Source organism: Faecalicoccus sp. (genome assembly GCF_036552745.1).
In the GTDB taxonomy this organism is placed as follows: Bacteria; Bacillota_I; Bacilli_A; order Erysipelotrichales; family Erysipelotrichaceae; genus Faecalicoccus.
In genome coordinates, this window is the sequence record NZ_JAXKBY010000166.1 from 1 (window position 1) to 21,640 (window position 21,640).

The 21,640-nt window shown below is 39.4% G+C and carries 23 protein-coding genes; 20 read left to right on the forward strand and 3 right to left on the reverse strand.

Going from position 1 to position 21,640, the window contains the following annotated elements; all coding sequences use genetic code 11:
• Positions 1-219: 219 nt before the first annotated feature.
• The 9 genes from nrdI to U0M88_RS07935 all read left to right on the forward strand — a co-directional run bounded on the left by nrdI (position 220) and on the right by U0M88_RS07935 (position 6,651).
• A complete protein-coding gene (nrdI, locus tag U0M88_RS07895) occupies positions 220-573 on the forward strand; it encodes a class Ib ribonucleoside-diphosphate reductase assembly flavoprotein NrdI (RefSeq protein WP_331869467.1) in 354 nt (117 codons plus the stop codon).
• Entirely contained in the window at positions 566-1,138 is a 573-nt protein-coding gene (locus tag U0M88_RS07900; RefSeq protein ID WP_331869469.1) for a DUF3793 family protein, read from the forward strand. The genes nrdI and U0M88_RS07900 overlap by 8 nt, the downstream gene beginning before the upstream one ends.
• 440 nt (positions 1,139-1,578) lie before the next feature.
• Entirely contained in the window at positions 1,579-1,950 is a 372-nt protein-coding gene (locus tag U0M88_RS07905) for a metal-dependent transcriptional regulator (RefSeq protein ID WP_331869470.1), read from the forward strand.
• A gap of 168 nt (positions 1,951-2,118) precedes the next feature.
• Positions 2,119-2,328: a FeoA family protein gene (locus U0M88_RS07910; RefSeq protein WP_331869471.1), complete on the forward strand. Its 210-nt coding sequence runs from the start codon at positions 2,119-2,121 to the stop codon at positions 2,326-2,328.
• A gap of 21 nt (positions 2,329-2,349) precedes the next feature.
• Complete coding sequence (locus U0M88_RS07915; protein ID WP_022789269.1) at positions 2,350-2,571, forward strand: FeoA family protein; 222 nt, start codon at positions 2,350-2,352, stop codon at positions 2,569-2,571.
• A 12-nt stretch (positions 2,572-2,583) separates the two neighbouring features.
• A complete protein-coding gene (gene feoB, locus U0M88_RS07920; RefSeq protein WP_331869472.1) occupies positions 2,584-4,770 on the forward strand; it encodes a ferrous iron transport protein B in 2,187 nt (728 codons plus the stop codon).
• A 19-nt stretch (positions 4,771-4,789) separates the two neighbouring features.
• Positions 4,790-4,975: a FeoB-associated Cys-rich membrane protein gene (locus tag U0M88_RS07925; RefSeq protein WP_205138980.1), complete on the forward strand. Its 186-nt coding sequence runs from the start codon at positions 4,790-4,792 to the stop codon at positions 4,973-4,975.
• A 28-nt stretch (positions 4,976-5,003) separates the two neighbouring features.
• On the forward strand, positions 5,004-5,231 hold the full coding sequence (locus U0M88_RS07930) for a heavy-metal-associated domain-containing protein (RefSeq protein ID WP_331869473.1): 228 nt from the start codon (positions 5,004-5,006) through the stop codon (positions 5,229-5,231).
• An 85-nt stretch (positions 5,232-5,316) separates the two neighbouring features.
• Entirely contained in the window at positions 5,317-6,651 is a 1,335-nt protein-coding gene (locus tag U0M88_RS07935; RefSeq protein ID WP_331869474.1) for a DUF2812 domain-containing protein, read from the forward strand.
• A 19-nt stretch (positions 6,652-6,670) separates the two neighbouring features.
• On the opposite strand, the gene U0M88_RS07940 is transcribed toward U0M88_RS07935, so the two are convergent.
• Entirely contained in the window at positions 6,671-7,957 is a 1,287-nt protein-coding gene (locus U0M88_RS07940; RefSeq protein WP_331869475.1) for a M48 family metalloprotease, read from the reverse strand.
• A 43-nt stretch (positions 7,958-8,000) separates the two neighbouring features.
• Positions 8,001-8,411, reverse strand: a complete 411-nt coding sequence (locus U0M88_RS07945) for a C-GCAxxG-C-C family (seleno)protein (RefSeq protein WP_331869476.1) — start codon at positions 8,409-8,411, stop codon at positions 8,001-8,003.
• 82 nt (positions 8,412-8,493) lie between these two features.
• Here U0M88_RS07945 and U0M88_RS07950 point away from each other — a divergent pair, with 82 nt between their 5' ends.
• The 9 genes from U0M88_RS07950 (at position 8,494) to U0M88_RS07990 (ending at position 17,827) form a co-directional block, all read left to right on the forward strand.
• Positions 8,494-9,087, forward strand: coding sequence for a GNAT family N-acetyltransferase (locus U0M88_RS07950; RefSeq protein WP_317396250.1), 594 nt, complete (start codon positions 8,494-8,496; stop codon positions 9,085-9,087).
• Between the two features lie 116 nt (positions 9,088-9,203).
• A complete protein-coding gene (gene htpG, locus U0M88_RS07955; protein ID WP_331869477.1) occupies positions 9,204-11,111 on the forward strand; it encodes a molecular chaperone HtpG in 1,908 nt (635 codons plus the stop codon).
• Between the two features lie 80 nt (positions 11,112-11,191).
• Entirely contained in the window at positions 11,192-12,523 is a 1,332-nt protein-coding gene (locus tag U0M88_RS07960) for an MATE family efflux transporter (protein ID WP_331869478.1), read from the forward strand.
• Between the two features lie 53 nt (positions 12,524-12,576).
• Positions 12,577-13,182 carry an HAD family hydrolase gene (locus U0M88_RS07965; RefSeq protein WP_331869479.1) on the forward strand — a complete coding sequence of 202 codons (606 nt, stop codon included), beginning with the start codon at positions 12,577-12,579 and terminating at the stop codon, positions 13,180-13,182.
• Positions 13,172-14,314: a 23S rRNA (uracil(1939)-C(5))-methyltransferase RlmD gene (gene rlmD / locus U0M88_RS07970; RefSeq protein WP_331869480.1), complete on the forward strand. Its 1,143-nt coding sequence runs from the start codon at positions 13,172-13,174 to the stop codon at positions 14,312-14,314. Before U0M88_RS07965 ends, rlmD begins: the two co-directional genes overlap by 11 nt.
• Positions 14,315-14,318: 4 nt before the next feature.
• Complete coding sequence (locus U0M88_RS07975; protein ID WP_331869481.1) at positions 14,319-15,218, forward strand: LysR family transcriptional regulator; 900 nt, start codon at positions 14,319-14,321, stop codon at positions 15,216-15,218.
• Positions 15,219-15,304: 86 nt separating this feature from the next.
• Positions 15,305-16,420, forward strand: coding sequence for a 5-methyltetrahydropteroyltriglutamate--homocysteine S-methyltransferase (locus tag U0M88_RS07980; protein WP_331869482.1), 1,116 nt, complete (start codon positions 15,305-15,307; stop codon positions 16,418-16,420).
• Positions 16,421-16,495: 75 nt separating this feature from the next.
• Positions 16,496-17,527: a YdcF family protein gene (locus tag U0M88_RS07985; protein ID WP_195222688.1), complete on the forward strand. Its 1,032-nt coding sequence runs from the start codon at positions 16,496-16,498 to the stop codon at positions 17,525-17,527.
• 15 nt (positions 17,528-17,542) lie between these two features.
• On the forward strand, positions 17,543-17,827 hold the full coding sequence (locus tag U0M88_RS07990) for a DUF1905 domain-containing protein (RefSeq protein ID WP_331869483.1): 285 nt from the start codon (positions 17,543-17,545) through the stop codon (positions 17,825-17,827).
• 33 nt (positions 17,828-17,860) lie between these two features.
• Here the strand turns inward: U0M88_RS07990 and U0M88_RS07995 are convergent, their stop codons facing one another.
• On the reverse strand, positions 17,861-19,378 hold the full coding sequence (locus tag U0M88_RS07995; RefSeq protein ID WP_331869484.1) for a 4Fe-4S dicluster domain-containing protein: 1,518 nt from the start codon (positions 19,376-19,378) through the stop codon (positions 17,861-17,863).
• 227 nt (positions 19,379-19,605) lie between these two features.
• On the opposite strand from U0M88_RS07995, the gene U0M88_RS08000 reads away from it, so the two are divergent.
• Together U0M88_RS08000 and U0M88_RS08005 are read left to right on the forward strand one after the other, a co-directional pair.
• On the forward strand, positions 19,606-20,871 hold the full coding sequence (locus U0M88_RS08000) for an IS30 family transposase (protein WP_331869485.1): 1,266 nt from the start codon (positions 19,606-19,608) through the stop codon (positions 20,869-20,871).
• A gap of 389 nt (positions 20,872-21,260) precedes the next feature.
• Entirely contained in the window at positions 21,261-21,563 is a 303-nt protein-coding gene (locus tag U0M88_RS08005) for a DUF3644 domain-containing protein (protein WP_331869486.1), read from the forward strand.
• Positions 21,564-21,640: the final 77 nt, after the last annotated feature.

Here is a 21,640-nt window from a genome sequence, read left to right on the forward strand (position 1 = left end):
ATCCACGAATAACAGAGTGGCCAATCACCGATAATTCTGACAAGAAGTTTCCTGTCTAATATCCTTGATTTTAAAAAAAGTGACGATAATCAAAGAAGTGAATATTTCCACTTGACAATCGTCATTTCATAACAGAAAGGATAAAAAGTCTTGACATCTGCTTTATGTTAGACTAAACTAACTGTAGAGTTAGCGATGACTAACAGGAGGTACGTTTTTATGAAATATGTATATGCTTCCCGGACAGGGAATGTGCAAGGTATTGTATCAGAGTTGGGCCTAGATGCTCTATGTATTCAATCGGGTGATGAAGTGATGGAAGAGCCATTTATCTTATTTACGTATACCGATGGGTATGGCGATATTCCTATGGAAGTTGAGTCTTTTTTGATGGCCAACGGGCAAAATCTGAAAGGTGTTATTGTTTCTGGTGACACGAGTTATGGAGAGGCATATTGTCAAGCAGGCGATAAAATTGCGGATGAATATGGCGTGGAATGTCTGTACAAAGTAGAAAATGCCGGTGAAGCAGCGGATATCGAAGCCATACAAGCGATTTTATCTAATGTGTAAAACAGAACAGTATCAATTTGAAGAATTGTTAGCCTATCATTGTGCACCTACGCTCAAGGGGTACAAAATAGCGAATATGTTTCATGTATCTAGAACATTGTTTCCTTGTGCCGAGGAAATAATTCTAGAATATAACGAAAAGTTTAAGGCAAAAGGCCTGGCTTTTCGAATCCTGCAGGCAGAACGACCGCGCATCACATTTTATTTATACTCGATCGACAGTTTTATAAAAATCCTGAAACAAGAAAAAATCCGAGTGTTTTTAGAACGCCTGGGGTATCCTACACACTCACCCACTGCCTGCCTGGATTTTTTGGAAAAAAGAATGGAAGAAGCGACTTATCCGCATGAAATCGGTATCTTTTTGGGATATCCGTTAGAAGACGTGCTAGGTTTTATTCAGAATAAACCATGTTGTTGTATGGGAGCCTGGAAGGTCTATGATCAAAATAGTGTTACCCATTGCAAGGAATTATTTTCACTCTTTGAATATGTACGAAATCAATTTATTCGAGGTGTAGAAAATGGATGTCGCATTGAACAATTGATGGAAACACAGGCTTAGAATGCTTTGATTCAATCGTTTGGCTTGACTTTCACAGGAAGTTAGAGTAATCTAACGTCATCAGTTAGAGAATTATAACTGATAACTGCCGCGTTTCGAGATGACTCTCGAAAAGACTATATAAAGACTGCTATTCATTTTGATTCTAGATATAAAAATCATTCGACTCTTTTATAGGATAAGCAGTCTATGGTTAAATGGTGTTTTTCAGGATATTTCCCAGATATCTTGAAAGGATACAACGGCAAACAGTCGTTGTAAAGAAGTCTGAAATTAAGAATTTATCAGCACTCTTGATCGTATCTTTCTATGCAGCGCGCATAGGAGCTCTGATTTAAGAATTTCCTCAATATACCTATACCTTACCTTATTTAATTTCTAAGTACGATCAAGGATAGAAAAGCCCTCAGGGGCTTTTTGTGCGAAAGGAGAATAAAGAAATGCAGGAATTGGGACAATCGTTAGAAGACTACTTGGAAGCTATTTTGATTTTGGAAAAGCAGTTGGATACTGTGCATAATATTGATATTGCGAGTTATCTGGGTTTCTCAAAATCCAGCGTTTCTCACGCATTAAAGATCTTACAGGCAGACAAGCTGATTCAAATCTATCCGGATAAATCAGTTAAGCTGACAGGGGAAGGACAAAAAACGGCCCAACATACGTACCAGCGGCATGAATTCTTTACCAAAATGCTTCAACAGATCGGAGTGAATAAGTTTACGGCTGAAGAAGATGCCTGTCGCTTGGAGCATGTCATCAGCGATGAGACGTTTCAGACAATCAAGAAGTATTATGAGCTTCATGAATAATTGAAGAAAGGATATGTGTTTTGACATGTATTCTTTTTTTATGCACAATTCGCATAATTTTTCAAGTTAGATGCTTCTAATTAGACTTTACTTATTTCTGGGGTAAGTGTAAACTAACTTTGTGGTTAGATAATGCTAATTAGGAAGCGTTAACTTAGGAGGGATGCTATGCCATTAACATTTGCACAAATGGGCAAAGAATACGTCATTGTGAAAATTACAGGGCAGGATAAAATTCGAACCCATTTGCGAAACCTGGGAATCATGGAGAATGAAACAGTCTCTGTCGTTCAAAGCATTCGTGGTAACTTAATCGTGGAGATCAAAGGCGTTCGAATCGCATTGGATAAGTCTCTGGCCACTCGAATCATGGTATAGAATTCAGGAAAGGATGAGAGAATGAAGACACTCAAAGATTGCAAACCTTCAGAAACGGTTTTTGTTAAAAAGATCACAGGTACAGGTGCCGTGAAACGTCGCATTATGGATATGGGAATTACCAAAGGGGTAGAGATCCATATACGCAAGGTAGCGCCATTAGGCGATCCGATCGAATTGAATATTCGGGGCTATGAATTATCGGTACGTAAACAAGATGCACAGATGATCGAGGTAGAATAGGAAGGGTTTTGTATGGAAATAAAAATTGCTTTAGCAGGAAATCCGAACAGCGGAAAAACAACGTTATTTAATAATTTGACGGGTTCCAGACAACGGGTAGGAAACTGGCCTGGTGTCACGGTAGAAAAAAAAGAAGGAACATTAAAAGGACATAACGAGGTTACGATCCAGGATTTACCTGGTATCTATTCTCTTTCACCGTATTCATTAGAAGAGGTTGTATCACGAAATTATCTGGTGAAGGAAAAACCAGATGCCATTTTGAATATCGTTGATGGTACGAATATCGAGCGTAACTTATATTTGACGACACAATTGTTGGAATTGGGTATTCCGATGGTTGTGGCCGTTAATATGATGGATCTGGTAGAACGAAACGGGGATAAGATCGATATTTCCAAGCTTTCACAGGAGCTGGATTGTCCGGTTATTGAAATCAGTGCATTAAAAGGAAAAGGAACCAAAGAGGCGGCCTTAAAGGCTATAGAGGTTGCCAAATGTCATCATGTCGCAAAGATTTCGCAAACTTATACGAAAGATATTGAAACGACCTTAAAGAAAATTGAGGCTGTCATTGAAAATCAGGTGAATTATACCATGCTTCGCTGGTATGCGGTCAAGGTCTTTGAGCGCGATGAAAGAATTGATGAGTTTATTCAGCTTGATACTGCACAAAAAAGTCAGATTGAACCATGGATCCAATCTGTAGAAGAAAAGATCGATGATGATTCTGAAAGTATCATTACTTCACAGCGCTATGACTTTATAACGAAAATTGTTGCCCATGCGGTAAAAAAGAAAGGCTCTAAACATGAATTATCGATTTCAGATAAGATCGATAGAATCGTGACAAACCGTATTTTGGCCTTACCGATTTTTGTTCTCATTATGTATTGTGTCTATACGATTGCGATGGGAGGTACTTCTATTTCGATTGGTACCATGGGTACAGATTGGGCCAATGATGTGCTGTTTGGCGAAATCGTTCCGAATTTCTTTGAGGGCATTTTGACAAGCCTGCATGTCAATGATGTGCTGTATGGCTTGATTATGGATGGAATTGTAGGAGGTGTGGGTGCCGTATTAGGTTTTGTACCACAGATCCTTGTCTTGTTCTTCTTGTTGTCAATCATGGAAGATGTAGGCTATATGTCTCGTGTTGCATTTATTATGGATCGTATCTTCCGTCGTTTTGGATTATCCGGGAAAAGCTTTATTCCGATGCTTGTCGCAACCGGATGTGGGGTTCCGGGTATCATGGCCAGTCGTACGATCGAACAAGATCGAGATCGTAAGATGACGATCATGACAACGGGCTTTATCCCCTGTGGTGCTAAAATGCCGATTATCGGTTTATTTGCCGGTGCCGTCTTTGGCGGAAGCTCTCTTGTCGCAACCAGTGCTTTTGTGATTGGAATCGCAGCAGTTGTCATCAGTGGAATCATGCTTAAAAAGTTTAAGGCTTTTGCCGGTGAACCTGCTCCGTTTGTCATGGAGCTGCCGGCATATCATTTGCCAAGTGCTGGCAATGTGCTTCGTGCTACCTGGGAAAGAGGATGGAGCTTTATCAAACGTGCCGGAACGATCATCTTGTTGAGTTCTATCGTTCTTTGGTTCCTGCAGGGATTTGGTTTTACTGATGGTCAGTTTGGAATGGTTGAAGATAATAACACCAGCCTTCTGGCTAGTCTGGGAAGTGCGATTGCCTGGATTTTTGCCCCTCTTGGCTGGGTTGGCGATATGGCCTGGAAAGCAACGGTGGCAACATTTACCGGCTTGATTGCCAAAGAAGAAGTGGTCAACACCTTTGGTGTACTGTATAACTTCTCTGAAGTTTCTGAGGAGGGAAATGAGATTTGGACATTGATTGCCCGTGATTTTACACCGATTGCCGCTTATAGCTTTATGATCTTTAACTTACTTTGTGCTCCTTGTTTTGCAGCTATGGGAGCCATTCGTCGAGAAATGAACAATACGACATGGACCGTGGCCTCCATTGGTTATATGTGCGTGTTTGCTTATGTTTCTTCTTTGATTGTATATCAGCTGGGCGGATTGTTGCTTGGAGAAGTCAGCTTTGGTTTCTGGACGATCATTGCCCTTGCATTATTGATCTTAATCTTATATCTTTTATTTAGACCAGGTTATAAGCCTAAATCAGAAGCTTTGAAAATCAACCAAATTCAAGCTGTAAAATAGATTGGAAGGAGGAAACGATATGGGAAATCTGATTGTCATCGGCATACTTTCTATTATCGTTTTTCTGGTCGTACGCTCGATGTGGGAACAACGAAAAAAACCTAAACAGTGTACTGGGGACTGCTCGTCATGTGGCTCGACAGGCTGCCATCATGACTGGGAAGCCATTCGTAAAGAAATCAAACTAAAGGAGCAGATGAAGTGATCTGCTCTTATTTTTTAAGGAGATTCACATGGTAAAAACAATTCTAAAGATAGAAGGTATGATGTGTGGTATGTGCGAAAGCCATATCAACGCGGCGATCCGTAAGCATTTTGATGTAAAAAAGGTAAAGTCTTCGCATAAAAAAGGACAAACAGTAGTTGTATCGTATGAAAATATCGATTTGAAAGCTTTAAAAAAAGTCGTTGACGAAACTGGTTATACCTTAATAAGTGCGGAACAAAACGAAGAAGGATGATGCACTTTCGATTCTGGAATCTGATTTGACTAAACTTACTAAAAAAGTGTAATATAGATATGATTTATGATTCGGAGTGATGAACATGACAGATCAAAACAAGAAAGAACAAAGTGCATTGGAACAGCTAAAAGCACTGCAGGAAAAAGAGATGATTTCTTCTTTGCAGATCAAGGAACCGGATTTAAAGGGATTTGATGCCTCCAGTGTGTTTGAAATTGATACAACGCAAAAGGAAGAACCGAAGCATAAGATCTTTGGGAAACGTTCACAAAGACATGCCCAGGTGAAAGTAAAAGCTTCTGTATTTGATAATGAAGATGTGGAAGTTCAGGATATTTTTGTGGCAGAAGGCTTGAAGTCACAGCCATTAAAGCGTTCACAGAAAAAACAGGAGCCACAGGAAGTCAAACCGGAAGAGCCAAAACCAATCGTAGAAGAAGTAAAGGTGGAACCGATTCCTGTTGAAGACGAAGTGTTGGAACAGGAAGAAGAGTTGGTTAGCGAAGAAGCACAGGTTGAGGAAGAGCAGCCGGAAGAAGTGGCCGAAGTCGTAGAAGAAGAGGTTGAGGAACCAAAAGAAGTGGAAATGGAAGAGGAATCCGAAGAAGATGACTCGGAAATTGAAACATCTTTGGAAGATGAAAACCAATACGATGAAGATGATCTGTATGTGGAGAAAAAGAGATTTCTTCTCTCTCACTATGATAAAGAGGAAGCATATCTGGAAGAACAGTCAAAAGAAGGCTTCCACTATGTACGTAATGTAGGAAAGAAATATTTCTTTGTCAAAGAAGAGCCTAGAGACTATTACTATTCTATCTGTTATTTTGTCGTAGAACCTTCAGCTCATGAATGGCGCAAATGGGAAGCGGATGGATGGAAGCTGGTTTCTCGTGTGCCGGCTAAAAAGAAAAAAGATGCCGGATGGTTTGTTTTTAGAAATGAACTTCAGGGCGATGATCTGAAAAAAGAAATTCCAAATGAAGCCGAAAAGTTCAAATTCTTTAAAAAACATGCCAATTCTTGTCGTTCTACCATGTTTTTATTCTTCATCTGTATGGCGATTTGTGCCTGTGCGGCCTATCTGCAGTATTTGTTTAATGGATTTATTGCGGTCATTGCGGCCTGTGCCGTCTTATTCTTGATTTCCTTTATCTTCTTTTGTATGTATGGAAGAATGCTTGCATCTTCTAAGAAAAAGGTTCGTTTGTTGAAGGCAAGACTTCGTGTTCGCGAAAGAGAAGAAACATTCAAAAATGAAGGACTGATTCCAGATGATCAGACCGAAGATGATCTGGATTCACAATGGGAAGATTTAGATGAGGAAGGCGATGAAGTAGAAGAAGAGGATTCCTTTGAAATCGAAGAGGAAGAACCGGAAAAGAAACGGCGATTCGGCAAACGAAAAAATAAATAACATAAAAAAGGGAATGAAGCTACACCGCATCATTTCCTTTTTTCATGCGTTTCTGAATATAAGAGATTCTTTTATACATGCCAGGATGATCATACTCTATTAACTCAATCAATGGATGAGGGTTGATATCAATCAGTTCATCCGAAGAGATCTTTTTAAAGGTTTGAATCAAGGCTTGTCCATAGCCGTGATCAACGGCATTAAAATCAGCTTCCTGTTCTTCCTTACAGGAGACATAGTTTCTAAACAAGTTCCATAGAAACAAGAAGGGCTTACAAAATGTAAGAAAGATACTGAGTGTCAAATAGTAGTTGGTATAAAATAAATGAAACTCTGTATTGATCATTCCATTAAAGGTCAGTACGACTGGTGCATGGCTGATCAACCATACCAGTCCCAGAAACAATGCGATCCCAAAAGCGTATTGTGTGTAATTCAACAAATTCTTTTTATGTTTCAAATGCCCGATTTCGTGCAATAAAACGGCATAGAGTTCATCTTGTGAATTTTCTTCCAGAAAGTTATCCGCAATACCAAATTCTCGATAGCCTAAAAACTTTAACAAAAAGGCGTTTTTAGAGTTAGATTTTTTAGATTCATCATAAACTTTGATATGATGCACTTTCTTTCTGGATTCTTTTAAAAAGGTAAGAATCTGTTGGCGCAGGGTACCATCTTCTAATTCGGTAAATCTATATTGAAGGCGCATGGCTGCCAAACTGAACAGACTCAATAAAGTCATGATGATAAAACCAGCTGCGGCAATCAAGAGACCAATCAAAAAAGCTTGTGAAAAAGAGATGGAAAAGTGATGTGTCCAGTCTTCTAAATGAGTGGCAACCCCTATTAAAAAGGAAAACAAGATCGACAATATCAAAAATTCGGTGATCTTTTCAATACAGACGTCTTTAAAGAAGTCTTTTTTTGTCTGATGATTTAACCCATACTTTTCCTCAATGGTGAAGGTGCTGTAATAAGAAATCGGAAGATCGCTCACACATTCGATCACAATGAATACAAGGACAGTCTTCAAAAGGCAGATATAGGGATTTGCATCCTGCAGCCAGGTATAAAATGGGGAAAGAACACAAAAAAGCTGCAGACAAAGGGCAAATACTTGCTCAAAGATAAAAATCTTACGATAGTCTTTCTTATAGGCTAAAAAAGTTTGATAATGTTTTTCTGGATAGATATCTTTGATCGTATCTGGCAGCGGCTTTTTTCTTTGATGAAGGATCAGGGCATAGGTCAACATTTCATAGAAGAAATTACCAAATGAAAAAATGATCAACAGTAGCTTTATCAAAATCATACTCTCCTTTTTTTACAGATAAGAAAAAGAGTGGACATCAGTCCAGCTCCAGTTCTTTCATGGTTTGTTCTAATGCTTCTCCTGCCAAAAGACAAGTTTTCAAACAACGCGATTCTTTGTCATGGTGAATCGGCTTAATGTCTTTACAGTCCATTCCACCCAGCTTTTCTTTGAAGTTTCGTACGCATTTTTGAATCTGTGGGCGAAATGTGTCGATTTCTTCATGCGCTTTTGACTGAATCACTTTTTTAGATACGGCTGCCACACTGCCGATGAGTGCCCCACAGGTAGAGCCGATAAACATACCGCCGCCAAAACCGGATAAGACTTTCATAGAGCCCTCGTCCAGCTTTAGATCGTAATACTCATTGGCGGCATGGATCAAGGTTTCTGAACAGTTGTAGTTTCCTTGTACGTAATACTTTTGAATTGTTTCTTGTAATGTCATTTTAATCACCGAATTTATTTTGACACAATTCCTTCAAAATCGCAATTATGCTAAAATAAAGACAATATAAGTGAGGTTAACTATGACAATATTGGATAAAAGTGTACCCTTTATTCGGGTCTTAATGGTCATGCCTAGAAAAACGGTACGAAAAGAAATTCCTTTAAACACAAAGTATCAGTATGTCAAGTTTGATGACACGCTAAAAGAAGCCTGGTGTAAACTGCAGCTGGAAGTGGGCTTATTTGATTCTTTAGCACAGGCAAAGGAAAAATGGGAATCGATGTTAAAGGAAGATCGTGCTTTTTTTGTACAGAACTTTTTATTTGTGGCAGATCAACAGGGAGAGCTGGTGGCTTCTGCCGGATTATGGCCAGGTCATGACTTTGAAGAAAAACGTTTACGAGTTCATTTTGTTGCCGTTAAGGAAACAGCGCAGCATCAAAAGATCGCTCAAAGCATGCTGACAAAACTTTGTATGAAATACGATGAAATGCCAGGCAAATATCCCTTGTATCTGGTTACACAATCGCAAAGCTATGGGGCTATTGCCTTATATGCCCGATTAGGCTTTACACCGTATTTAGGTGCAACCGATCATGAGGATGCCGATCATGCACAAGAGGCCTGGGAGAAGGTTACACAGATACTTCGAGAGAAAGCGGTTCGACATTGAATCGCTTTTTTTTTTAGAATCTTTCATCTTTTAGCAGATCATCCTTGACAGTGCTAAAGGTATATTGTACACTATATTAGCAGGTTAAATGGAAGAGTGCTAAAAGGAGTGGTAATATGACCAGAAAAAAACAATTTAAAGCCGAATCAAAACGATTGTTGGATCTGATGATCAATTCGATTTATACGCATAAGGAAATCTTTTTACGTGAATTGATTTCCAATGCCAGTGATGCGATTGATAAATATTATTATGAACATGCAGGACATGTTAGTCCGGATCAGTTTGAGATTCGTTTGGAACCCAATAAAGAAGCACGTACGTTAACGATCATCGATAATGGGATCGGTATGAACAAAGAAGAACTGGAAGAAAATCTGGGTACGATCGCAAAAAGTGGTTCTTTAGCGTTCAAAGAACAGATGGATGATGAGTCAAAGAGTGATGTTGACATCATCGGACAGTTTGGTGTCGGATTCTATTCTGCTTTTATGGTGGCAAAGGATCTGGTTGTCATTTCGAAAAAGGAAGAGGAAGCAGCCTGGCGCTGGGAAAGTGATGGCGAAAGTGGTTATACCATGGAAGAAGCTCAAAGAGATGGACATGGTACAACTATTATCCTTTCCTTAAAAGAAGATACGGAGGAAGAAAAATACTCTCAATATCTGGAAACATATGAATTAAAAGAACTGGTACGTAAATATTCGGACTATATTCGTTATCCGATCCATATGAATGTAGAAACTTCCAAAGTTAAAGAAGAAACCAAAGATTCCGATAAACCGGAATATGAAACTGTCATCGAGGATCAGACGTTGAATTCCATGGTGCCTTTATGGAAACGTCAAAAGTCAAAGATTACCGAAGAAGAATACAATCAGTTCTATAAGGATCATTTCTTTGATTTTCAGGATCCACAGCGTGTAATTCATTTCAGCGTGGAAGGAAATGTCAGCTTTACCGCTTTATTATACATTCCAAGCCATGTACCGCAGGGATTCTATCAACAGGATTATAAAAAAGGCTTGCAGTTGTATTGTAAAGGCGTATTCATCATGGATCATGCCGAAGAACTGCTGCCGGACAGCCTTCGCTTTGTTAAGGGGTTAGTTGATTCACAAGATTTGTCCTTAAATATCTCTCGTGAAATGCTGCAGCACGATCATCAATTAAAGGCAATCGCTTCTCGTATTGAGAAAAAGGTTTTAAGTGAACTGACTACGATGCTGACAAAAGAAAGAGAAGAATACGAAAAATTCTGGAAAGAATTTGGCATCAACCTAAAATTTGGTGTCTATAACAACTATGGTATGGATAAAGACAAGTTCCAGGATTTATTATTATTCTATTCTTCTAAGGAACAAAAGCTGGTTACGTTAAACGAATATGTAAATCGTATGAAGGAAGACCAGAAGGATATCTACTATGTATCTGGTAAGGATGTGGCCTTGATCGATAAGTTACCAATCGTTCAAACCTTGAAGAAGAAAGAGTTTGAGGTTTTATATTTGACCGATGAAGTTGATGAATTTGTCATGAATACATTGATGAACTATCGTGAAAAGACATTTAAGAATGCGACACAAGGGGATTTGGATCTAAATACCGAAGAAGAGAAAAAGGAACTGGAGAAGACAAAAGAAGAAAATAAAGATCTTCTGGAGTTCATGAAAGAAAGCTTGAAGGATAAGGTCAGTGAAGTAAAACTTTCCAATCGTTTAAGCGAGGATCCGGTTTGTTTAACAGCTGGAGAAGGACTCTCTTTTGAGATGGAAAAAGTATTTGCGAATATGCCGGGTGACAATCCAATGGGGCCGATGAAGGCAACGCGTATTTTGGAAATCAATCCATCGCATCCGATCTTCTCTACATTAAAAGAGCTGTATGCCAAGGATAAAGAAAAGGTCAAAGAAGTAGCGGATGTATTGTATGATCAAGCCTTGCTGATTGAGGGCTTTAGCATCGAAGATCCAATTGCTTATTCACGTAAAATCTGTGAATTATTAGTAGATAGTCATAAGTAGGATGCAAATCCTACTTTTATTATCGGAAATATTCTTGGCGTAGGAAGGATTTATGCTTATAATGGTCAAGGGGTCTTACTATGGCAGTTCTACAAAAGACAATGACAAAAGGTGTAATTTGGAAGCAGATGGTTCTTTTTGCGCTGCCGATCTTCTTTAGTAATTTATTTCAACAATTATACAATGCAGCGGATTCTTTGATCGTAGGAAACTATTTAGGCAGTGAAGCGCTGGCTGCGGTCAGTTCTTCTGGTAATTTGATTTTTATGATGATTGGCTTGTTTAACGGTATTGCGTTAGGAGCCGGTGTTGTGATTGCCCGCTATTTTGGAGCACAGAATTATGAAAGATTGAAGATTGCCATTCATACCGATATTGCCTTTGGATTTATCATGTCAGCCGTATTGATGGCTGCCGGTATTCTTTTAGCACCCTGGATCTTAGAATTGATGGGTACGCCTGATACGGTGATGCCGGAATCACTGAAGTATTTTCGTGTATATTTTGCCGGAGGGCTGGGTCTTGTTATGTACAATATTTTTGTCGGCATCCTGCAGGCTCTGGGAGATAGTAAACATCCTTTATATTATTTGATCATCTCCAGTCTGATCAATATCGTTCTAGATTATATTTTGATCGCCTGGTGTGGTATGGGTGTCGAAGCGGCCGCCTTCGCAACAATCCTTTCGCAGTTTGTCAGCGCTTTTTTATGTATGCGTCTTTTCCATAACAGTAAGGAAAGTTATCGACTGGTTTTTCGCGATATTCGAATTGAAAAAGAGATGTTAATGGAAATCTTACGCAATGGAATTCCCAGTGGGATTCAAAATTCTATTACCGGAGTTGCCAATGTGGTGGTGCAATCCAATATCAATATATTTGGTGCCATGGCGATGGCCGGCTGTGGGGCTTATTCAAAGATCGAAGGCTTTGCCTTTTTACCGATCATCAGCTTCAATAATGCGATTACGACCTTTGTCGGACAAAATCTAGGTGCCCGTCAAAAGGAAAGAGCCAAAAAAGGAGCTGTTTTCGGAATCGTATGCAGTGTGCTGTTAGCGGAATTGATCGGTATTGGAACCGTAATCTTTGCCAAACCATTAATTATGTTGTTTGATCAAAATCCGGAAGTGATTGCCTTTGGTGTAGATCGCTCGCAGATTGCCGGTTTCTTTTTCTGCCTGTTGGCATTTACCCATGCATTCTCGGCCTTGCAGCGCGGTGCCGGAAAGCCTATGATACCGATGATGGTTATGATTTTATGCTGGTGTGTTGCACGAGTTGTCTTTTTAAGTGTGACCGGTTCTCTTTTTTATGATATTCAATTTGTCTATTGGGTCTATCCTTTAACATGGGGCTTGTCTTCTTTGTATTATATCTATTACATGATTCGGCATAGAAGTCTCTTTTGATTCGGTATATCGAAACATATTCTTTTTTATGACTTTTTGATATACTTATGACTATGATAAAAAATATTGTGTTTGATGTAGGAAATGTTCTGGCAACGTTTCAGCCAAAAGAATTTTTAAATGACTTTTATAAAGATCCGAAAATAGCACAGGATCTCTATACACTCTTTTTTGAAGAGAGACTGTGGCATGCATATGATCAAGGGCTATATTCCGGTGCTACATTAAAAAAAGCGGCCATTAAACGTATGCCTTGTTACAAAGAAGAGATTGAAAGGCTGATACCGACATGGGCACGTTATGTGAAACCTTTTGATCGCAGCATACAATTGATGAAACAGTTAAAAGAAGAAGGGTATAAGATCTATATTCTCTCCAATATACCGGAAGATTCGTATCAATATTTTATTGAGAATAACAATATATTTGCGGATGTGGATGGTGGTATTTACTCGTATCAGGATCGATTGATTAAACCGGATCCGGCCATTTTTCAGCTTTTATTGTCGCGGTATGATTTAAAGGCTCAGGAGTGTCTTTTTATTGATGATAAAGAAGAAAATACACAGGCAGCCAGGCAGCTGGGGTTTCATGTCATAACCTTACGAAACCCCGAAGAAATCGAACAGAAAGTTAGGGAAAAGATTCATGAAGTGTAAAGTCAGTAAAATTTGTGGGGGATGCAACTTACTGCATCTGGATTATGAAAAACAGATACAGGAAAAAAAGAACAACGTGGAAGCCTTGTTAAAGAGAAATCGGTTAAAGCTTCAAATTGAGAATGTATATAAAGCCAATCGCATCAAAGGCTATCGTAATAAGATAATCGTTGGTTTTGCCAAATACAAAGGGAAAGTGGTATCTGGACTGTATGCACCACATTCTCATGCCGTAGTGGCTACAAAGAATTGTTTAATGCATCCAAGAAATGTGGATGCGATCATCGGATGTATCACCGAACTGGTAGATTCCATGAAGATCGAGTTGTATAACGAAAAAACCGGAACCGGGCTGCTGCGCCATGTTCTGATTCGTTATGCCAGCCAAACCAATCAGGTTATGATCGTCTTTGTGACAGCCAAAAGAGCTTTTCCTTCCCGGCGAAATCTGGTGAATGCCTTAGTGAGTGAATTTAAAGAAATCAAAACGATTCTTCAAAGCGTGAATCCGCGAAACACATCCGTGGTCTTAGAAAATGAAGCCTTTGTCTTATATGGTGATGGCACGATCACAGACAAGCTTTGCGGTTTAGATTTTACGATGGGCGCTAATACCTTTTATCAGGTTCATCATGACCAGTGCGAGTTATTGTATAAGGTGGCCAAAGAAAAGTTGCAGCTGCAGGGACAGGAAATGGTATTGGATACTTATTGTGGTATTGGTACGATCGGTTTAAGCCTGGCAGATTTTTGTAAAATGGTGACAGGGGTGGAAATCAATGCGGACTCGATTGGCTTTGCCAAAGAAAACGCTAAACAAAATCATATCAAGAACGCGCGTTTTGTTTCTATGGATTCCACACGTTTTATGGAAGAAGCCAAAAAACATCACACTCATTTTGATGTGATCGTATTAGATCCGCCCAGAGCCGGAACCACACCGACATTTATTGAGAATGCCTGTGCTTTGCATCCTAAAAAGATCTTATATATCTCCTGTGATCCACGAAGTCTGGTCCGTGACTTACATCTGTTCTTTCGCCAGGGCTATAAGGCAAAAACCATGGATCTGGTGGATATGTTTCCGAATACGACCAATGTAGAAAGTGTCGTATTGTTGACAAGAAGATAAGTACATGACGTTAACGCAGTTGAAATATATCGTAGAAGTGGCTCGCTCCCAAACCATCAGCAAGGCCGCAGAAAAGCTGTATATCTCGCAGCCTTCTTTGACCTCGGCCATTCGAGAACTGGAAAATGAGTTTCAGATCACGATCTTTCAGAGAACCAATAAAGGCGTGATCCTAACGAAAGAAGGCGAGGAGTTTTTAGGCTATGCCAGACAAGTTTTGATGCAGACGCATCTGATGGAAGAGCGCTATGCCCTAGCCATGCCGGTTCGTCATTCTTTTTGTGTTTCCACACAGCACTATTCCTTTGCGGTCGAAGCCTTTGTCGAGCTTTTGAAAACAGTAGGCGATACGTATGATTTCAGTATTCGAGAAACGCAGACGTATGAGATCATAGAGGATGTAGCACGCTTAAAGAGTGAAGTTGGTATTTTGTATCTGAATGCCTATAATGAAGCGGTTTTGAAAAAAGCCTTTAAAGAACATGATTTACAGTTTGAGCGTCTTTTTATCGCCAGACCGCATGTATTTGTCGGTATTCATAGCCCTTTGGCCAAAAAGAAACTTGTCACGCTGCAAGATTTAGAGGCCTATCCTCGATTATCGTATGAACAGGGAGAGCACAATGCGTTTTATTTTTCAGAAGAAATTTTAAGTACGCTGGAAAGTAAAAAGGATATTCGTGTCTGTGACAGAGCGACTCTCTTTAATCTTTTGATCGGCTTAAACGGTTATACGATCTGCAGCGGTGTGATCAATGAGCAGTTAAACGGAAAAGACATCATTGCGATTCCATTAGATGTTGAAGATTATATGGAAATTGGATTTATTCATCACAGTCAGGTTGTATATAGTCGCTTTGCGAAACAATATATCGAAATTCTAAAGCAGTTTGCCATAGATTGATCCTATGGTAAACTGTTTCTTTTTTATATTGTACGAATCCATTTGAATCGATTAAGATTAGAGTCATAAATAAGGAGGATGACACGATGCGTCAATTATATGGTCCATTTCGATATGATTTTGTGGGAAGCTTTTTGCGATCGGAACGCTTAAAACAAGCTAGAGCCGATTTCAAGGCAAAAAAGATCGATGCTCAGGCATTAAAGCAGGTGGAGGATGAAGAAATTACGAAGCTGATCCAAAAACAGAAAGCTGCCGGTTATCATGCGATCACCGATGGGGAATTCAGAAGAAGCTATTGGCATTTGGATTTTATGTGGGGATTGAATGGAATCGAAGAAATTGAACTGGATCACGGGTATTTCTTTCATGGTGAGGAAACAACACCGGGTTCTATCAAGCTGGTTGGGAAAATTTCCGGTGAAAATCATCCGTTTGTCGAACATTATCGCTTTGTAAAACAATTAGAGGATGAAAATACAGTGGCCCGTCAGACCTTTCCGGCACCGGCACAGTTGTTGGCAGAATTGTTCAGAGAGGATAATGGAAAACAGACACTGGCCATTTATCCAGATATGGAAGAACTGATCCAGGATATTGCCAGGGCCTATCAAACGGTGATTCAGGAGTTGTATCAGGCCGGCTGTCGTAATATTCAGATGGATGACTGCACATGGGGTATGTTTTGTGATACCAAATATTGGAGTGCCCGTCAAAATGGAGAAGTTTCCTTGGAAGATGTGGCTTCACAATATTTACGCTTAAATAACTTAGCGTTAGAAAATCGACCGGATGATCTAGTTGTCACAACACATGTTTGCCGAGGAAATTATCATTCCACCTGGGCCAGCAGCGGAGGGTATGATCCGATTGCTTCTTTCTTATTTGCGAGAGAAAATGTAGATGCCTTCTATCTTGAATTTGATGACGAACGCTCCGGTGGCTTTGAACCACTACGTTTTGTACCGAAGGATAAAAAAGTGGTATTAGGACTGGTGACTACCAAAGCGGCTGCCTTAGAAAAGAAAGAGGCGATCATTGATCGTATTAAAGAAGCATCGCAGTATGTCGATCTGGAACGTTTATATTTAAGTCCACAGTGTGGTTTCGCATCCTGTGAAATCGGAAATAAGCTGGTAGATCAGGATCAATGGGATAAACTGGCACTGGTGAAAGAGATTGCCGAAGAGGTATGGGGATAAATGGCTTGATAGAGCCATTTTTTTATGATGAACAAATAGAATGACATTTTTGGTGAGCTATCGTAGAATAAAACTATGAATTATTTTGAAAATGTGTGGCATGCGGCGATTCCCGCTCTTTTCTTCTGGTTGATTTTTATCTATTCGATGCATCGCAATCGAAGTCGGTATCGGAATACATTTTTTTTGATGTTGGCTGGCTGCTCCAGCATCCCTTTTCTTTGTTCATTAGCCGGTAAGTATGCGGCAACCACTTTTATCATACTGTTACTTTTGATCATTCTTTTGATTTTGTTTGTTCCTGTCGGATTGATTTGGAATGGTATTTTGATGTGGAGAAGAGAAGGGCATTCTCTGGGAAATCTTTTATCACTGGCTTTTGGGATCATTATCGGGATTGGGGAAATCGCAACCTTCATATTTGTTTTACTGACGGGATCGCTAGTTGTAGATCAATGGACTGCCTTTCTTTCGCACCTGTCGCAGGGGCTGATCTTTATTTCCATGTCGGTCATCTATGTATCACTGGTTTTTGTTGCCTTCATGTTTTATTGCCTGTTTCTGCAAATCATTCCGCATAAAAGAGATTTTGATTATGTGATCATTCATGGAAGCGGACTCAAAAAAGATGGAACCGTCACTAAGTTGTTGAAAGATCGCTGTGACAAGGCCATTGAAGTCTATCGCAAGGATCCAACACCGCCGATACTGGTTCCTTCCGGCGGACAAGGTGCTGATGAAGTTTGTTCAGAAGCAATGGCTATAAAGAATTATCTTCTATCGCAGGGAATCCCTGAAGAGAAAATAAAAATGGAGGATCAATCGACAACAACCTGGGAAAATTTAAAGTTTTCCAAAATGCTGATTGAATCTTTTCCGGGGCGACATTACGTTGCCCTTGTTACGAGCAACTATCATGTGTACAGAGCTTTGCGCTATTGTTCAAAATTGAATTTTTCCTGTACGGGAATTGGATCCCGTGTTGCTTCGTACTATTGGCCCAGCGCTTTGATTCGTGAATTTGTGGCTATTCATCGCGAACCAAAACATCTGATTTTATTTCTTGTTGGCTATATGCTTGTGCTTGCACCCATGTTGATAAGATGAAAAGGAGAGTATACGATGAAAAAAGTTTATGAATTTGATGCGATTCTTCATGAAATCCCAAAAAAGGGTGGGGCTTACGTTATTTTTCCCTGGGATATCAGAGAAGAATTTGGAAAAGGTCGAATACGCGTTCATACGACATTTGACGGCATAGAATACGATGGAAGTATAGTGAATATGGGTTTAAAGGATGATCAAGGCAAGATTATCTATATTTTCGGGGTTTTAAAACGTATTCGAAATGTATTGAACAAAAAAGAAGGAGATATGCTCCACGTAAAAGTTTGGCCCGCCGTATAATAAAAACCGAGATCATTGATCTCGGTCTTCTTTTTATCCTTTTGTCAATTCTTCCAATCGATCACCGTATGGACTTTCATCACAGTTGACCAGTGTGTTTTCATTGGCATACTTCTTAACAGCAGCACTGGATTTTGCGATTGGCTGTAAAGTACCGGCCCCGGCAACACATCCTCCCGGACAAGCCATACCTTCTAACAGGTATCCATCCAATCGTCCGGCTTTTGCCATCATCAACATCGTCTTACAATTTTTCAAACCTTCAGCCGCCTGTACTTTAACTTCTACTTCCGGATGTTTCTTGTTGATCAAAGACTTAACGGCTTTGGCAACACCACCGCTCACGGCAAATTCACGTCCACGGTTCGTTCCTTTTAACAGTGGATCATTACCTTCGATTTCTTCCAGTTTTACCCCTTTGGCAATGAACATACCCATGACTTCTTCAAATGTCAGTACGAAATCTACATCACTTCGTACCGACTTACGGCTGGCTTCCAGTTTCTTGGCCGCACATGGACCAATAAATACAACTTTGCAGTCTGGATCGTCTTTTTTGATCATACGTGCAGTTAATACCATTGGTGTTAAAGCCATGGAAACATAAGAAGCATACTGTGGGAAAAGCTTTTTAGCCATAACAGACCAGGCAGGACAGCAGGAAGTGGCCATCCAAGGTTGTTTTTCCGGCACTTTATCCATGAAGTCTTCTGCTTCTTCGATCGTACAAAGGTCAGCACCGATGGCAACTTCGACAACATCGCTGAAGCCTAATTCTTTTAACGCTGCTGTCAATTTTTCCGGTGTTACACTTGGTCCAAACTGTCCGACAAAAGCAGGGGCAACGGCCGCAACGACACGGTGTCCTTCCTTCATCGCATAAATAGTTTGGAAGATCTGTCCTTTATCGACAATGGCACCAAATGGACAGTTCACTAAACACATACCGCAGCTGACACACTTATCATAGTCAATAACGGCTTTTCCATCTTCATCACTGTGAATCGCATCCATACCACAGCTGGCCGCACATGGGCGTTCAATCTTTGTGATAGCTTTGTAAGGACAAGCTTCCATACAACGTCCACACTTGATACATTTATCCTGATCAATCAAAGAACGTCCGTTTACGATATGGATCGCATCTTTTGGACAAACCTCTGTACACTGATGAGAAAGACATCCCTGACAGGCATTTGTGACAAATACTTTCTTTTCCGGACAAGCATTACATGCGAATTTGATGATGTTAACTAACGGATCATCATAATACTTTTTCGCAATCGCACTTTCTTCAATACCGTCCGATAAGGCTTTAAACTCCTTTGCATCTCGTGTAGGAAGACCCATACCTAAACGTAAACGTTCACCGATAATGGCTCTTTCCAGGAAAATACTGTTACGATAGGTTGCTTTATCACCTGGTAACAGTTCATATGGAATCTGTTCGATTCGTTTGGCAAGATCGTCACAGTCCCCATAGGCCATGCTGGCGATAGCCGCAAAGACCTTACGACGCAAATCTGTAACTGAATTGTATATACCGCGCATAGTTCCTCCTTAATATACTTTTTTTACCCATTTCATTATATCGGACAATGCCTTTAAAAAAAAGAAGAAATTGCTAACAAATTCACAATGTGAAGTGAAAAAGTAAATTCCACACCTAGAAGAATTTCGTTGATTTCACTTTTACAGAATTTCAACTTTCTTTTTTGTGGCATTTTTTCTTACAATTTCTTCATCTCCTGCTGTTTTTGTTCTAGGAGGTATTCATCATGGCCAACCATAAGCATCTTACTCTTTCAGATCGTATCATTATTGAAAAAGGTTTGAATAATAACTCTTCCCGTAAATCCATTGCCGATACCCTGGGCATGGATAAATCCTCTATCTGCAAGGAAATTAAGAATCATTCTTTCTTTAAAAAATTCTCTCGTTCCGGTGTTTCTTCCTGCGGCACATATGACTGCGTTCATATCGAACGTTGCGGATTCAATTCTTTCTGTCCCAATGCCTGTGATAAAAGAGTTCCCATACCCTGTAAAACAAAAGATTCTTCCAGCGGGGTCTGTAATGGATGTGATAAAAAATCTTCCTGCAAGCTCACTAAAAAATTCTATGAGGCTCAAGCTGCACAGGATGAATACGAATATACTTTGAAAGATTCCAGAACGGGGTGGAATATATCTTCCCTGGAAGCCAGAGATTTATCCGAAACCCTAAAGCCGCTCCTTGAAAAAGGGCAGTCCATCGCTCATATCCTCATGACACATCCAGAAATCAAATACTGTGAAAAGACAATCTACAACTATATCGAACAGGGCGCTTTTGAACAGTTTGGTATCAAGAACATTGACCTTCGAATCAAGGTGCGAAGAAAACCCGGCAAGAAGAAAGGCGTCTATAAGCCAAGAAAGGACAAGAAATATCTGAAAGGTCGTTCCTACAGGGATTTTGAAAACTACATGGCCCAGCATCCAGAGGCTTCTGTGGTCGAGATGGATACGGTATATAATGATGTTTCAAACGGACCTTTTATTCAAACATTCCAGTTCGTGAAATATCATTTCATGAAAGGAATATTTCATACGTGCAAGAATTCGGATGAGATGTACAAAGGTGTACGTTCGATATATTCTGCTTTAGGCGAAAAAGACTTTAAAAATTTATTTGAAGTCATTCTTACGGATCGTGGCAGTGAATTCGTATGTGCGGAAGATATGGAGGAACTGGGTTGTCATGTATTTTATTGTGATCCTATGGCTTCCAGCCAGAAGCCCCATGTAGAAAACAATCACAATTTATTCCGTTATGTCTGCCCCAGCGGCGCAGATCTAAAAAAAATAGGACTTCAGTCCCAGGAAGATGTAGATCTCGTCTTCTCTCATGTAAACTCCTATAAAAGAGAATCACTGATGGGAAAAAGCCCTATCGAAGTCTTTAATTTCTTTCATGACAATTCTAATATTTTAGAAAAACTGAAAATTAGAGAAATAGATTCAGAGAGCATAGATAGGACTCCGAATCTAATAAAAAAATAAATAATAAAATTCTTAACAGCAGGAGATTATTCAACCATAATAACAACCGGACAGTGGAATTTAGTCATACATTTTAAAAAATGTAGATTTCAGTGTCCTTTTTGACGTGGTTGAAATAAGTCTTACTATCGATACAAGTATATCAAAGTTTCAAGATAAATCATTAAAAAAGTTCAATATCTTCTTTTAGATACTGAACTTGTATGAGTTGTTTCCACTTTTCATAATTTCTTTCTAGGTGTGGAATTTACTTTTTCACTTCACGAAACAAATTCACAATACTTATATTAAGTATAAATTTAGAATATATATTTCTATATAATACATAGGTTTAATAGTATGATGTTAGTGATGACAATAAGAATTTTTAAAAGAATGGAAGGAAGAATATGATTGAGGATAAATTGATAGAAAAATCAAAGGAATGTTTCGCAATGGCCATTGAACTTTATAATAAACCAACGATTAAATATCGTGTGGAGGGTTTTAGTATTTTTATCTGTAACGCTTGGGAATTAATGTTAAAGGCATATTTGATCAAACGAGAGGGGATGCAAAGTATCTATTATAAAGATCATCCTGATCGTACTATCAGCTTAGATGGCTGTATTCGAAAAGTATTTACCAATGATAAAGCACTACTCAGAAAAAATTTAGAAAAATTATGGCTCTTCTGTACTAAATGTGGGTAGATCTTTATCAAAAGAATGAATATCGCTTTTATTCATCGTATAAAATAAGAATATTTGAATATAAGAAAACCATAGGG